Below are 14,408 nucleotides of genomic sequence, written 5' to 3' on the forward strand. Positions count from 1 at the left end.
GTAACTCTCATGCTTCATACTAACAATCCCATCATCAAACACAAAGTCGGCCTGCTCAATCTCGCCGAAGAACTCGGTAACGTATCAAAAGCCTGTAAAATCATGGGGGTGTCACGCGACACGTTTTATCGCTATCAGGAACTGGCGGCAGAAGGCGGCATTGACGCTCTGGTTAACCAAAACCGCCGGGTTCCCAACCTGAAAAACCGTGCTGATGAAGCCACTGAACGTGCGGTTGTTGATTACGCCATTGAGTTCCCGGCTCATGGCCAGCACCGGACCAGTAATGAGCTGCGTAAAAAAGGCGTCTTCATTTCTGGCAGCGGTGTGCGCTCCATTTGGCAACGACACGATCTGGAAAACTTTCGTAAGCGCCTGAAGGCACTTGAGGAAAAAGTTGCCAGAGAAGGCATCGTACTTACTGATGCTCAAATCGCTGCACTGGAGAAGAAGGCGCACGACGACGAAGCCTGTGGTGAAATAGAGACTGCTCACCCGGGTTATCTGGGGTCGCAGGACACCTTCTACGTGGGTAATCTGAAAGGTGTTGGCCGTATCTACCAGCAGACGTTCGTGGATACGTACTCGAAAGTGGCGCACTGCAAGCTTTACACGAGTAAAGCACCGATCTCTGCCGCCGACCTGCTCAATGATCGCGTGCTGCCGTTCTACGAAGCTCAGGGGCTGCCAATGCTAAGAATACTGACGGACAGGGGGACGGAGTACTGCGGTAAAGTGGAACAACATGACTATCAGCTGTACTTGGCTATCAACGATATAGACCATACGAAAACGATGTCTCCGCAGACAAACGGTATCTGCGAGCGCTTCCATAAAACTATTTTGCAGGATTTTTATCAGGTTGCGTTCCGTAAGACGTTATACGAGGACCTAGAAAGTCTACAAAAGGATCTGGACAACTGGTTGTGGCATTACAATAATGAGCGAACTCATCAGGGTAAAATGTGCTGCGGGCGTACGCCAATGGCCACGTTACTTGATGGTAAACGAGTCTGGGCAGAAAAAAATCTGAACCAGATTTAATCTGACAGACACCTGTATAAATAACCGGTAACTGTCAGATCAGGTCTGAGCTAATACAATTTAGGCAACTGACGTCGATGGTCAATTTTCAGTGCTTTATCCAGCAACTGGCGCACCGGTTTCAGCCCGGTCGCCGCGTTCACTAATGGCGCAAACGGCTTGGATACCGTTCCCATCAGGTCGGTATGACTGAGGATGGTGTCACGCAGTGAAGGACGATGCGGGTTATAGCCATATCGTTATACACATCTTTTGGCCATTTTTGAACAGGATGCTCAGAACCCCGTGAATTAAGGCATTCAAGCCATCCCATTGGCTTTTTGAGGTTCAAAATGCTACTCTGAGATAAACCCGTAACTCATTGATTAAACAGTGCGTTAGAAAGATGTGTATAACGATATGGGTTATAGCCACCTCGTTATACACATCTCTATTCGTGCCTGAGCGCGCGTAGCGTTTCGGCGGCCGTCATGACTTTCTGCAAGCCTTTCCAGATAGTTTTTGCGCCTGGTTCACCGTCGCCTTTTCGAGCAAGAAAGCCTCCGAGTTGCGCAACTAAGCGCAATACTTCGTTTAGCTTAGGGCGGCCCTTGGGCATACGCTTGTTCATCAGTAGGTAAGCTCCATGAGTCTCGTCGGAATCAAAGAACAACATTGCGTCTAGCTCTGGACAGGTTCGTCCCATACGCATTAAATAGGCGATGCGCCATGCCACGATCATGAACAGCGCCAATGCCCGCTCAATGCGATCCACGGTCGATAACTGTAACGCTTCGACACAGCAGCCGTTCTTCAGCACATTGAAGAACATCTCGATTTCCCATCTAGCCCGATACCAGTCGATCAGCTCCACGATATCTTCTCGTCCTTCAGGTACGCGATTGCTCAGCAACCGCCACTCGACCGGCTTCACGCCTGCTGGCGGCTCAATTTCCTTGGCTATCACACAAGTCACTGCCAACCCGCAACGCAGCGACACTCGCTTCACGCGCAGCGCCTGTTTCACCGTACGCGCCTTCTGCCCCGCGCGAGCCGCCATAACGAATTGGATTTCTCCCACCGGCACGGTCTTTCCAACCTTCTGCCAAAGCTTCTCATTACAGTCCAGACTGCGATTATGAGTCGAGCGGATCAACCAGTCAGCCGGAGTGCCAAGGTCATCAGCGAGCTGCATCAACGCCTTGATATCCGCTTCGCGATCGGCTAAGTACACCAGACGTGTGTTTGGCAACTCCGAGGCGAGTTCAGCAACTCGCTCGTATCCCTCGAGCCAGCGCGTACTCTCCTTGATCCCATCGCGTTTTCCGTCTGCATCCTTCGGCTCTCTTGCCCACATCCACGCATCCAGTACGCCCAACCCCACGCGATCCGGACTGACCGCGTAGGTCGGATGCAGGTACAGACCACGCCTGGCTTCGTAGTTCAAGGGACCCAAGCCTTGGATTTGCTGCCCGTTGAAGTCAAGCTCGGTAGTGTCTTGGATACACAGCACAACCTCGTGTTCTCGGATCCTTTCCTGCGTACGCTGCCAGTGAGGTTGCAGAATGTCTCGCCATTCGAATGCTTGGTTCTCCATGAAGCGGTAAGCACCCAGCGTCTCAGACCATCCGAGGCACGCATGCGGAATGCTGGCTTGCGGATTCTCAGCCAGCCGTATCAAAAGCCCTTTGGCACGCTTATTGAGCCTCGTGTCACCAAGATTTACCCCTTCCAGTTCTTGGTGTGCCCAGCCATCTGAATCCCGTGTCATTTTTCAGCGCCGTAAATGGCGATAGTACACGTCGGTTTCACTTCATTTACAACCCCACCGGCTGCCTATTTCAGCCCGCTAACCCTTGGCATATAAGGCGTTGCGGACTTGTGTATAACGAGGTGGGTTATAGCGTGCTTTGGCGCGCTGAATGATATCACCAATTTTGACATCCGACGGGCAGGCCACTTCGCAGCGTTTGCAGTTGGTGCAATATTTCAGCGCCTCGTCATACTGTGCCGGATCTTTCAGACGCAGGCGTTCACCGTCCGGTCCGGTCTGTTTCGGCCCCGGATAAAGACATATCGTTATACACATCTTTCTAACGCACTGTTTAATCAATGAGTTACGGGTTTATCTCAGAGTGGCATTTTGAACCTCAAAAAGCCAATGGGATGGCTTGAATGCCTTAATTCACGGGGTTCTGAGCATCCTGTTCAAAAAATGGCCAAAAGATGTGTATAACGATATGGCTCATTACTGGTCCGGTGCTGGCCATGAGCCGGGAACTCAATGGCGTAATCAACAACCGCACGTTCAGTGGCTTCATCAGCACGGTTTTTCAGGTTGGGAACCCGGCGGTTTTGGTTAACCAGAGCGTCAATGCCGCCTTCTGCCGCCAGTTCCTGATAGCGATAAAACGTGTCGCGTGACACACCCATGATTTTACAGGCTTTTGATACGTTACCGAGTTCTTCGGCGAGATTGAGCAGGCCGGCTTTGTGTTTGATGATGGGATTGTTAGTATGAAGCATGAGAGTTACCTCGTGTTTTGTATAAGGATTCGACACCCATATCAAAACCGGTAACTCTCAACCTTTCAAGGTCCAGTGTCAGATCAAGTCGCGACTAATACATATTAGTTGACCACTACAGGCGGCCGTCATGACTTTCTGCAAGCCTTTCCTGATAGTTTTTGCGCCTGGTTCACCGTCGCCTTTTCGAGCAAGAAAGCCTCCCAGTTGCGCAACTAAGCGCAATACTTCGTTTAGCTTAGGGCGGCCCTTGGGCATACGCTTGTTCATCAGTAGGTAAGCGCCATGAGTCTCGTCGGAATCAAAGAACAACATTGCGTCCAGCTCTGGACAGGTTCGTCCCATACGCATTAAATAGGCGATGCGCCATGCCACGATCATGAACAGCGCCAATGCCCGCTCAATGCGATCCACGGTCGATAACTGTAACGCTTCGACACAGCAGCCGTTCTTCAGCACATTGAAGAACATCTCGATTTCCCATCTAGCCCGATACCAGTCGATCAGCTCCACGATATCTTCTCGTCCTTCAGGTACGCGATTGCTCAGCAACCGCCACTCGACCGGCTTCACGCCTGCTGGCGGCTCAATTTCCTTGGCTATCACACAAGTCACTGCCAACCCGCAACGCAGCGACACTCGCTTCACGCGCAGCGCCTGTTTCACCGTACGCGCCTTCTGCCCCGCGCGAGCCGCCATAACGAATTGGATTTCTCCCACCGGCACGGTCTTTCCAACCTTCTGCCAAAGCTTCTCATTACAGTCCAGACTGCGATTATGAGTCGAGCGGATCAACCAGTCAGCCGGAGTGCCAAGGTCATCAGCGAGCTGCATCAACGCCTTGATATCTGCTTCGCGATCGGCTAAGTACACCAGACGTGTGTTTGGCAACTCCGAGGCGAGTTCAGCAACTCGCTCGTATCCCTCGAGCCAGCGCGTACTCTCCTTGATCCCATCGCGTTTTCCGTCTGCATCCTTCGGCTCTCTTGCCCACATCCACGCATCCAGTACGCCCAACCCCACGCGATCCGGACTGACCGCGTAGGTCGAATGCAGGTACAGACCACGCCTGGCTTCGTAGTTCAAGGGACCCAAGCCTTGGATTTGCTGCCCGTTGAAGTCAAGCTCGGTAGTGTCTTGGATACACAGCACAACCTCGTGTTCTCGGATCCTTTCCTGCGTACGCTGCCAGTGAGGTTGCAGAATGTCTCGCCATTCGAATGCTTGGTTCTCCATGAAGCGGTAAGCACCCAGCGTCTCAGACCATCCGAGGCACGCATGCGGAATGCTGGCTTGCGGATTCTCAGCCAGCCGTATCAAAAGCCCTTTGGCGCGCTTATTGAGCCTCGTGTCACCAAGATTTACCCCTTCCAGTTCTTGGTGTGCCCAGCCATCTGAATCCCGTGTCATTTTTCAGCGCCGTAAATGGCGATAGTACACGTCGGTTTCACTTCATTTACAACCCCACCGGCTGCCTATTTCAGCCCGCTAACCCTTGGCATATAAGGCGTTGCGGACTTGTGTATAACGAGGTGGGATAAAGAGGATTCACCCGGGAAACCGGGCAGTAAGTGGTACACACCGTACACTTGATACAATTATCAAAACTGGTGTCATTGAGCAGGCTCATGCAACCGCCCCTTGCAGTAACGTATCGGCAACCGACAACGCGCCCAATAAAGATACCCCCGCGCCACAGCCCTGCGCCAGAGGATCAAACCCTGCCAATACTGCGCCAATCGCATAGACGCCGGGCACCGTGACGTCCTTGATACGCGGGCGCAACTTCTCGTCGGTTTTCACACCGAACAGGCGATACGGCTGAGGTGCCAGTACCTGTTCCCGGCTCCAGTCGCTACGCAGCGCGGCATAGTGCACATCAAAACCAAACACCGGCTCCACAACGCGATCACACTCTGCCACCAGCCCGTTGTTAAAGAAGCTACCGCTGGCTAGCACCACATGCTGAGCCCACAACGGGATCTCGACATGATTACGGGTATAAAGCGCCTTTTCTGTTATTCCCAGGACGGCACGCTCGACTTTATCGCCCGGCATCACCATGCCGCCCAATTGGCGGAAACGGCGCACCATCGCCTGATGCAAGCGAACCCCTGGTAACGACGGCGGAAGTGTCGGCAATAGACTGACAGGTTTGCCCAAGGCACTTTGCAGCATAGCCACGGCATCCGGCGTATCCAGTCCCAGGCAAGCCGGTAAAATGACGGCATCGTGATCAGCGCTCAGCCGCGTCAATTCCGCCAGCAATGCGCTGGCGTTTTCCGGCAGATCCAGCACGCGAGCAATATTTACCGCGCGGAACTCGCTGGGGTTACCGCGCAGACGATCCAACGCGGGTAGACGTAAATCGGCACTCTTTGCCGCAATGCCCTGCGCTTGCAGCGCATCAGCCACGATAGAGGCCTGGAAATCCAGAAAGCCTTCAATGCCCACAATCAGCGGAGCGCGCCATGCCAGCGGTTTGCCCTGTTCCCGCGTGACAATTTCCGGTGGACTCAGCCAGCATGGGCGATATTTTCCGAGCGGCGTCAAACGCAGGTGGTTTTGTTGATGGCTGCCCGTCATGGTCGCGCCACAGCGCGCCAATAAGGCTTCGGCTTCTGGCACCCAACGGCGTACAGCGGCCTCACCCATCAGCGAATAGGGATGCCCGGGAGCCTGACTTGCCAGCGCTGACAGCGCCTCAAGGGGATGGTGAACCGGCTCACCATCCGGCAGAAAGGACAGCAGATCCAGCGATCCCGAAGAGAAATGCAAGGCGCTTTGTCCTGAACTGACAATGGCGCAGTGTTTTCCTTGCTCAGCCAAACGAATACCGCAGGTGAGCCCGGCTAACCCGCCACCGATAATGACGACGTCTGATCTTGACCCACCATCTCCGGACAGCTTTTGTATCTTAAGTTAACGATGCCCGCTGGCGCCGATATTCTCTTGGGGAGTTGTATCCCAGCGCACTGTGCGGATGGTTTTCATTGTAATGATTGAACGCCGCTGCAAGATTCTTCAGCGCTGTTCGCACATCGGGTTTTGGCATGAAGGCGATGTAATCTTCCTTCATCGTCTTCACGAACCGTTCTGCCATGCCGTTACTCTGTGGACTGCTCACTGCTGTTGTGCAGGGCTCCAGATTCAGTTCTCTGGCGAACTTCCGCGTTTCATGCGCTGTGTACGCTGAACCATTATCCGTCAGCCATTGCACTGGTTTATCCGGCAGCGCGCTACCGAAGCGTTTTTCCACCGACCTCAGCATCACATCCTGCACGGTTGAACTGTCATAACCCCTGGTGCTCGCTGCCCAGTCTATGGCCTCCCGGTCGCAGCAGTCCAGTGCGAACGTCACCCGCAGCTTCTCGCCGTTGTCACAACCGAACTCGAAGCCATCTGAGCACCAGCGCATATCGCTCTCTGCTACCGCGATTTTGCCTTTATGCTCCCGCTTCGGACGTTCAGTTTTATCATGCAACAACAGCAGGTTATGCTCGCTCATTATCCTGTAAAGCCGTTTGGCGTTCACCGGTGGAAGTCCCTCTGCACGACGTTGCTTACGCAGGATACCCCACACTCGGCGGTAACCGTAACTGGGCATGTCGCTGATGATACGGAGGATGTCCGATAATATCTCAGCATCAGCTTCGTCATTACGCCGGTTGCTGCGCCTGTCCAGCCAGTCGGCAGAACGGTTAACCCGCAGTGACAGCTGCGCACGCGACACGCTCATGGCGCGGCTGACCAGAGCTATTCCCCGTCCTTTGGCAACAAGGGCGCGTGCGCTATCCATTTTCGCGACTGGCGGTACTCCACTGCTTCTTTGAGGATCTCAACTTCCATCGTCTTCTTACCCAGAAGGCGCTGTAGCTCCCGGACCTGCTTGAGGGCAGTCGCCAGCGCCGAAGCTGGAACCACTTCTTCTCCGGCCGCAACGGCGGTGAGGCTTCCTTCCTGGTATTGCTTCTTCCACTTAAACAAAAGGCTGGGCTGGATGCCATGCAGGCGGGCTACATGGGAGACGTTCATCCCCGGCTCCATTGTCTGCTGAATGATGGCGATTTTCTCTTGCGGAGTTTTACGCTTACGGACTTCTTGCCCTAACAGGATCCCGGTCATTTCAAAATTAGCATGATTGTTAGACATATATCTAAGCCTATCTCTTATCTGGAGATACAGCGACTGTCTGGTGTTACAGGGGGCTACATCACACAGAGCTCGCCCTGACAGGTTCCCATCCCGACACGGGTACGCCGCCGCAGATCAATCAGGTTGTTAACCTTGAGTGCTTCCACGGCATAGCGAACTTCCCCCGCCGTCACCGCTTCGCATTCTCACACCAGACTGCTGTCGGCATATTCTCCAGACAGCACTTGCGCGGCGCGATCGCCGTGGCGGTAAATCGCGGACCCGCGCAGCGGTGCAGAAAATGCGCGCTTGCCAGACGTTGCGGCAGCAGGTTGTTGCGTAGACGAGCTGGAGGAGCCTGGCAGTGGTCGTTCCGCTGTGGTGCAGCGCGCACTGTGCCCCAGCTTTTCACACTCCTTGTCGGTGACCCACTCCGCCATCAGGCGGTACGTCATTAATTTGCCGCCGGTAATGGTGACAAACCCTTCCAACCCGTCGCGACTGGCATGGTCAAGCAGCACGATGCCGCGACTTACGCTGCGCCCGCTCGGATCATTGTCGCTTGCCACCAGCGGACGCACGCCCGCATAGGCGCGCAAAATGCGCGTCTGGGCCATCATCGGCGCCAGCTTCGCCCCTCCACGCATCAGGATCTCTACCTCTTGCGGCGTGACGGACATGTTGTCTATCTGGTCATAGTCCACGCGGGTTGAGGTTGTACCGATCAGCGAAATGGTGTCACCCGGCACCAAAATGTCGGCATCGGCAGGCTTACGGCAGCGGTTGATCACCATATTGTTGATACGGTGGCCTAGAATCAGCAATGCGCCTTTGGCAGGGAACATACGCACGCGCAAATCCGCATATTCGGCAATGAGCTGTCCCCAGATGCCAGCGGCGTTAATCACCACCTGCGCATAGAGATCGAGAGTACGTTGTTGTTTATGGTCGAAAACGCGCACGCCGGTGACACGATCGCCCTGACGTATCAGTCCCAGCACTTCGTGGTAGGTCAATACTTCCGCCCCGTGTTCGCAGGCATCCATCATATTGGCGGTGGTGAGTCGGAACGGATCAACGGTGCCATCCGGCACCCGCACCGCGCCAATCAACTGCGGGTTAGCGGCAGGCTCGAGGCGCAGCGCTTCCTGCGGATCAATCGCCTGTGCATTGATACCCGCCTGCTGACAGGCCGCGATAAACTGGGATTGATAAGCCAGATCGTCTTCAGGCAGTGTCAGGAACAGGTCATCGGTTGGCTCCACGCAGTGCCGAGCGATGCGTCGTAAAATCTGGTTTTCTTCAATACATTCGCGCGCGGATTCACTGTCAGTTACCGCATAGCGAGAACCGCTGTGCAGCAACCCGTGGTTACGCCCGGTCGCGCCTGTCGCGATGTCGAAGCGCTCCAGTAGCAAGCAACGCAGTCCCCTGAGTGCCAGGTCACGCAAGGTTCCCGCGCCAGTCGCGCCGCCGCCAATCACGATAACGTCGGTTTCGCGGTAGGCTGTGCTGTTTTCCATGATGGTGTCACCTTTCCGGATCTTCATTAAGGGTATTCAGACACAGAAAAGAAATGATTGATAAAGAGCAAATTCGAGCAAAAAACGAAAATAACGAACCGGATATGTAACCGTTTCGCGATAAAAGTCACACCAAAATGAGGTCTATCGGGGGGCATTTTGTTAAGTAAAGCACAATAATTGAACGACCGTCATAAAAATGTAACATTTTAGCGGTGGCTCACATTGAAACCCTGCGCCATTTCGCTAACATACGCGCGATTTAGCACAAAATAATTATCGCTTTTAAGCGTATTGGAGAACGTTATGCTGAGTATTTTTAAACCCGCCCAGCACCAGCCCAGAGTGAGCGACGATCGGGTCGATCCTCTATACCGTCGTCTGCGCTGGCAGATTTTTTTTGGGATCTTTTTCGGTTATGCCGCTTACTATCTAGTAAGAAAAAACTTCGCATTAGCCATGCCGTACCTGATTGAACAGGGGTTCTCTCGCGGTGACCTTGGCTTTGCGTTATCAGGGATTTCTATCGCCTATGGTTTTTCCAAATTTATAATGGGCTCCATCTCCGACCGTTCCAACTCGCGCGTATTCTTGCCCGCAGGGTTGATTCTGGCGGCGGCAGTGATGCTGTTTATGGGCTTTGTGCCTTGGGCAACATCAAGCATCGCTATCATGTTTGTACTGCTGTTCCTGTGTGGCTGGTTCCAGGGCATGGGGTGGCCGCCGTGCGGGCGCACCATGGTGCACTGGTGGTCGCAGAAAGAGCGCGGCGGTATTGTTTCTGTCTGGAACTGCGCCCACAACGTGGGTGGCGGGATCCCACCGCTGCTGTTCCTGCTGGGGATGGCCTGGTTCCATGACTGGAGAGCAGCGCTCTACATGCCGGCGTTTGGCGCGATCCTGATTGCGGTGTTCGCTTTCGTGATGATGCGCGACACCCCGCAATCCTGCGGTCTGCCACCGATTGAAGAGTACAAAAATGACTACCCGGTGGACTACACCGAAACCTCAGAGAAGGAACTGACGGCAAAAGAGATCTTCATGCAGTATGTGTTCCCGAACAAGCTGCTGTGGTATATCGCGATTGCCAACGTGTTCGTCTACCTGCTGCGCTACGGTATTCTCGACTGGTCACCGACCTACCTGAAAGAAGTGAAACACTTCGCACTGGATAAATCCTCCTGGGCTTACTTCCTGTACGAATATGCGGGGATCCCTGGCACGTTGCTGTGCGGTTGGATGTCTGACAAGGTGTTCAAGGGCAATCGTGGTGCTACCGGGGTGTTCTTTATGACGCTGGTCACCATTGCCACCGTGGTTTACTGGCTGAACCCGGCGGGCAATCCGGGCATCGATATGGCCTGCATGATTGTTATCGGTTTCCTGATCTACGGCCCTGTCATGCTGATCGGCCTGCACGCGCTGGAACTGGCACCGAAAAAAGCGGCGGGTACAGCGGCAGGCTTTACCGGACTGTTCGGTTACCTCGGCGGCTCCGTTGCAGCCAGCGCCATCGTCGGCTACACCGTTGACTTCTTCGGTTGGGACGGCGGCTTTATGGTGATGATCGGCGGCAGCGTCATAGCGGTAGTACTGCTGTTTATCACCATGATCAATGAGAAAAAACATAAGGCGTAAATGGAGAAACGCGCCTAATCGCAAGCTCCTTCTGTCTGCTGGCGGCCTTGGCCGCCAGCAACACCCTCACACCGCAGAGAGAAACAGACGACGCAACGCGTGCGCTACCGCATCGTCCGCATTGCTGCCAATGACTTCCAGTTGCGGCAGTAAATCTTTCAAGCGCTGATGCGCCTTGCGCATAATGCATCCTTTACCGGCCATCGACAGCATTTCAAAATCGTTCATGCCATCGCCAAACGCAATGCACGACGTCAGGGTATGCCCCACCAGTTTGGCGACTTGCTCCAACGCATGGCCTTTGGATACGCCGCCCGCCATCACTTCCAGACAGCTCAGCGTGGAAAAGCTCACGTTAACCCGATCGCCCCAGCGTGCATTGATCGCCTCTTCCAACGGCAGCAGCTTCTCATGGCTGTCACAGGTGAAGAACACTTTACTCACACCATCAGTGCCGAGCAGGCCCGGTTCAAACAGTTTGTATTTGAATACTGACTCCTGAAAAAAGCGTTCCTCTTCTGGACGAGAACGGCTCATAAACCATTCATCGTCACGGTAGACGTGCGTCAGCATCTCCGGGTTGCGGTACACCATGCCGTAGAGGTCGTGTGCAATATCCTGATCCAGATTGTGACTGAAGATCAGTTCCCCCTGGGTGTTGTGCACGCGCGCGCCGTTAGAGGTGATCATAAAAGCGCTGATGCCAAGCCCGTCACGAATCTGCGCTACATCCAGATGATGCCGCCCGGTGGCAAACACAAAGTGGATGCCCTGTGCGGTCAACAGTTTCAGGGTCTCTTTGGCGAATGGAGACAGCGTGTGGTCTGACGACAGCAGCGTGCCATCTAAATCGGAAGCAACGACGTGATACATAACAGTGAACTCTCACCTCTAAGGGAAATGGCGCGGCGTTGGCCGCAACATTTACGGATATTGTGCAAAATGGTTGAGAATATGGGTAAACACCTGCGCCCGAATCCCATCTTCTTCGAATAACAGTTCATGGCGGGCACCCGCAATCACCACCGGAGTACCACCAACGCAGGGGTGTCCGGCTTCAGCCAACGCCTGACAAAACGCATCCTGACTGTGATTATCCACCACGATATCCTCCTGTGCCTGAAGCAGCAGCAAGGGGGTGGTAATGTGCGCAGCCAGTGCCATCAGTTCACGCCCGGCAGCCATCGATTCCCGCATCCAGTGATAGGTCAGGCCGCCAACACGCAGGCCGGGTTCATCGGCATAGGCACGCACGCTGCGACGGTAACGCTCACGGCTGTGCGTTAGCACGTTGATCAAATAGGGCAGCGGACGCCATTGCCCAGTGCCGATAGCATAATAATCGCGAATGCGCGGGTGCAGTTCCGCCCTGGCAACAATGCGTGAAGCCAACCAGCCCGGCATCGGCAATTTAATGCCACACATGGGCGCACACAGCGCCACGGCATCGAATGCATCCGGCCGACGTGCCAAAAAATGCCCCAGGATCGCACCGCTCATTGAGTGGGCGAGCGCAAAGCAGCGCTGGTAGCGCAAGGGCTCGGCCGTTTTCACCGCATCCACATGGTGCAACCAGAATTGCTCGACGTCGTCTACGTAGTCACCAAAGCGTACCACATGGCCACGATCACCGTCTTCCAGCATCCGCCCGGAGCGCCCCTGGCCGCGATGATCCATGATCAGCACATCATAACCCGCCTGGAACAAATCGTAGGCGACTTCACCATACTTTACATAGCCTTCGATGCGGCCGGGAAACACCACCACCAAACGCGCGTGCTCTGGAGCGGTAAAGCGTACAAAGCGGATCGGCACATCATCAACGCCGGGAAATTCTCCCTCTTCACGCTGACGCCAGAAATCCAACAGCGTCCCGGTGACAAAGGCAGAAAACTGTTTTTCTCTTAATAATAGGCCGGAAATTTCGGGTGACATCACGTTTCTCCTTGCTGCACGGCACCGCGCTAGCCCCCTGCCACGCGGGGACTACCAGAGAGTTTTGTGATCGCTGGCACAACAATCAGCAATGGCGTATTGTGGCACATTCGGTCGCAATGTTTAACCACGTAACGCATCGGTAAACCCTTCAGTCTCCGTTGCGGCGATCGCAAACAATGCCAATGCAACAACATGCAATCAGGAAGCAGCTATGACCCTCGACTGGTGGTTAACCTATCTTCTCACAACGCTTATTCTCAGCCTTTCTCCGGGGGCCGGTGCTATCAATACCATGAGCACTGCCATCAGTCACGGCTATCGCGGTGCGGCGGCATCCATCGCCGGTCTGCAAGTCGGGCTGGCTATCCATATCGTATTGGTAGGTATCGGTCTTGGCGCGCTGCTATCGCAATCGCTGCTGGCTTTTGACATTCTGAAATGGCTTGGTGCCGCTTATCTGATCTGGCTCGGTATCCAGCAGTGGCGCGCGGCTGGTTCACTCGATCTGCATGCGCTGGCGGGCACCCTGCCCCGCCGCCAGCTGTTTCGTCGTGCCGTTCTGGTCAACCTTACCAACCCGAAAAGCATCGTTTTTCTGGCGGCGCTGTTCCCACAGTTTATCGTGCCGCATCAGCCGCAGGTTGCTCAGTATCTGATTTTGGTGGTGACCACTGTGGCGGTCGATATTGTGGTGATGATCGGTTACGCCACGCTCGCCACTCGCATTGCTGTATGGCTGAAAGGGGCGCGCCAAATCCGCCTGCTCAACCGGCTGTTTGGCTCGTTGTTTATGCTGGTCGGCGCGCTACTGGCAACGGCGCGTAAGGTGTAATCCGTCACTCGCCGCCAACCGGCGGCGAGGACAAAACAGCGGGAGTGCTACGCCATGCTCGCTTAGCGCGAAATAATCAGATGTAGCCCAAAGCCGGTAAACAGCACCCCCGCCAGACCATCAATCCATTTAGCCAAACGCTGATAGCCGCGGCGCATTGCAGGCAAGGCAAACACCATTGCCACCAGGCTAAACCACAGCAGCGTTTCCAGAGAGATTAATGCAAACAGCCCCCAGCGCGCACTGGTGCCAACGCTATCGCCCACAAACAGAGAGAATACGCTGCCGAAATAGATAAGCGCTTTCGGGTTGGCGAGGTTGGTCAGCAAACCGCGCATAAAGGTTTTCCCTTTCGAAGGCAGTTCTACCGTTTCAACCGTTTGCAGCTCCCCTTTGCGACGCGCTGCGCGCAACATCTGCAATCCCATCCAGCACAGATACAATCCACCGCCGATGGTAATAGCATCGTGCAACCACGCCATTTTTTGCAGTAACAGGTGCAACCCCATCAACGCAATGGCCGCCCACACCATTACCCCAAGAGAAATCCCCAAAACGCCCATCATGGCTTCTTTGCGCGAGCGACTCGCCGCCGTCTGGGAAACAAAAAAGAAATCCGGTCCCGGGCTCATCAATGCCACGAAGTGCACCATCGCCACGGTCAAAAACAACATCATGATATTTATATGAACGCATCCCGTTTGCAAGGCATCCATTATTTTGACATTGACGGGTAGGTTGCAGCTTTATATCCGGCTTTTTTGCAGCCATAAAGCTGCGAGCCCCTACGTAAT

10 protein-coding genes and 5 pseudogenes are annotated in these 14,408 nt (G+C 54.5%); 3 read left to right on the plus strand and 12 right to left on the minus strand.

Translation table 11 applies throughout. The features are described from left to right. Positions 1–9: 9 nt before the first annotated feature. Complete coding sequence (locus ACWWJF_RS10515; RefSeq protein WP_455869405.1) at positions 10–1,044, plus strand: IS481 family transposase; 1,035 nt, start codon at positions 10–12, stop codon at positions 1,042–1,044. Positions 1,045–1,103: 59 nt separating this feature from the next. On the opposite strand, the pseudogene glpC (ACWWJF_RS10520) reads toward ACWWJF_RS10515, so the two are convergent. The 9 genes and pseudogenes from glpC (ACWWJF_RS10520) to glpA form a co-directional block, all read right to left on the minus strand. Next, positions 1,104–1,274: pseudogene (gene glpC / locus ACWWJF_RS10520) on the minus strand (anaerobic glycerol-3-phosphate dehydrogenase subunit GlpC); the annotation flags it as partial. Between the two features lie 200 nt (positions 1,275–1,474). After that, positions 1,475–2,794: an IS4 family transposase gene (locus ACWWJF_RS10525; RefSeq protein WP_455869406.1), complete on the minus strand. Its 1,320-nt coding sequence runs from the start codon at positions 2,792–2,794 to the stop codon at positions 1,475–1,477. A gap of 126 nt (positions 2,795–2,920) precedes the next feature. Further along, positions 2,921–3,112: pseudogene (glpC, locus tag ACWWJF_RS10530) on the minus strand (anaerobic glycerol-3-phosphate dehydrogenase subunit GlpC); the annotation flags it as partial. A 155-nt stretch (positions 3,113–3,267) separates the two neighbouring features. Then, a pseudogene (locus ACWWJF_RS10535) lies at positions 3,268–3,549 on the minus strand (helix-turn-helix domain-containing protein); the annotation flags it as partial. A 78-nt stretch (positions 3,550–3,627) separates the two neighbouring features. Continuing rightward, complete coding sequence (locus ACWWJF_RS10540) at positions 3,628–4,959, minus strand: IS4 family transposase (protein WP_455869117.1); 1,332 nt, start codon at positions 4,957–4,959, stop codon at positions 3,628–3,630. A gap of 103 nt (positions 4,960–5,062) precedes the next feature. Next, a pseudogene (locus ACWWJF_RS10545) lies at positions 5,063–5,179 on the minus strand (hypothetical protein); the annotation flags it as partial. Continuing rightward, positions 5,176–6,456 carry a glycerol-3-phosphate dehydrogenase subunit GlpB gene (gene glpB, locus ACWWJF_RS10550; RefSeq protein WP_455871033.1) on the minus strand — a complete coding sequence of 427 codons (1,281 nt, stop codon included), beginning with the start codon at positions 6,454–6,456 and terminating at the stop codon, positions 5,176–5,178. The pseudogene ACWWJF_RS10545 and the gene glpB, both read right to left, overlap by 4 nt. Before the next feature lie 10 nt (positions 6,457–6,466). Then, positions 6,467–7,674 (minus strand): IS3 family transposase gene (locus ACWWJF_RS10555; protein ID WP_455871034.1). Its coding sequence is split into 2 segments (ribosomal slippage): positions 6,467–7,353 and positions 7,353–7,674, totalling 1,209 coding nucleotides; the frame shifts between segments, so codons are not numbered across the junction. Between the two features lie 92 nt (positions 7,675–7,766). Then, positions 7,767–9,206 (minus strand): annotated as a pseudogene (gene glpA / locus ACWWJF_RS10560) (anaerobic glycerol-3-phosphate dehydrogenase subunit A); the annotation flags it as partial. 306 nt (positions 9,207–9,512) lie between these two features. On the opposite strand from glpA, the gene glpT reads away from it, so the two are divergent. Further along, on the plus strand, positions 9,513–10,844 hold the full coding sequence (gene glpT, locus ACWWJF_RS10565) for a glycerol-3-phosphate transporter (RefSeq protein WP_455869407.1): 1,332 nt from the start codon (positions 9,513–9,515) through the stop codon (positions 10,842–10,844). A 66-nt stretch (positions 10,845–10,910) separates the two neighbouring features. Here glpT and yigL read toward each other — a convergent pair whose 3' ends face one another. Together yigL and pldB are read right to left on the minus strand one after the other, a co-directional pair. Next, entirely contained in the window at positions 10,911–11,717 is an 807-nt protein-coding gene (gene yigL / locus ACWWJF_RS10570) for a sugar/pyridoxal phosphate phosphatase YigL (RefSeq protein ID WP_455869408.1), read from the minus strand. Between the two features lie 51 nt (positions 11,718–11,768). Then, positions 11,769–12,779, minus strand: a complete 1,011-nt coding sequence (gene pldB, locus ACWWJF_RS10575; protein ID WP_455871035.1) for a lysophospholipase L2 — start codon at positions 12,777–12,779, stop codon at positions 11,769–11,771. A 214-nt stretch (positions 12,780–12,993) separates the two neighbouring features. Here pldB and rhtB point away from each other — a divergent pair, with 214 nt between their 5' ends. Next, positions 12,994–13,614 carry a homoserine/homoserine lactone efflux protein gene (rhtB, locus tag ACWWJF_RS10580; protein WP_455869409.1) on the plus strand — a complete coding sequence of 207 codons (621 nt, stop codon included), beginning with the start codon at positions 12,994–12,996 and terminating at the stop codon, positions 13,612–13,614. 62 nt (positions 13,615–13,676) lie between these two features. Here rhtB and rhtC read toward each other — a convergent pair whose 3' ends face one another. Continuing rightward, positions 13,677–14,294, minus strand: a complete 618-nt coding sequence (gene rhtC / locus ACWWJF_RS10585) for a threonine export protein RhtC (protein WP_455871036.1) — start codon at positions 14,292–14,294, stop codon at positions 13,677–13,679. Between the last annotated feature and the right edge of the window lie 114 nt (positions 14,295–14,408).

The sequence above is a fragment of the Symbiopectobacterium sp. Eva_TO genome, assembly GCF_053848865.1.

What these genes read in the sequence shown, in the direction of transcription:
- yigL (WP_455869408.1), bottom strand. Translation starts at nt 11,717, where the DNA reads ATGTATCACGTCGTTGCTTCCGATTTAGATGGCACGCTGCTGTCGTCA.
- rhtB (WP_455869409.1), top strand. Translation starts at nt 12,994, where the DNA reads ATGACCCTCGACTGGTGGTTAACCTATCTTCTCACAACGCTTATTCTC.
- pldB (WP_455871035.1), bottom strand. Translation starts at nt 12,779, where the DNA reads ATGTCACCCGAAATTTCCGGCCTATTATTAAGAGAAAAACAGTTTTCT.
- ACWWJF_RS10540 (WP_455869117.1), bottom strand. Translation starts at nt 4,959, where the DNA reads ATGACACGGGATTCAGATGGCTGGGCACACCAAGAACTGGAAGGGGTA.
- ACWWJF_RS10525 (WP_455869406.1), bottom strand. Translation starts at nt 2,794, where the DNA reads ATGACACGGGATTCAGATGGCTGGGCACACCAAGAACTGGAAGGGGTA.
- ACWWJF_RS10515 (WP_455869405.1), top strand. Translation starts at nt 10, where the DNA reads ATGCTTCATACTAACAATCCCATCATCAAACACAAAGTCGGCCTGCTC.
- glpT (WP_455869407.1), top strand. Translation starts at nt 9,513, where the DNA reads ATGCTGAGTATTTTTAAACCCGCCCAGCACCAGCCCAGAGTGAGCGAC.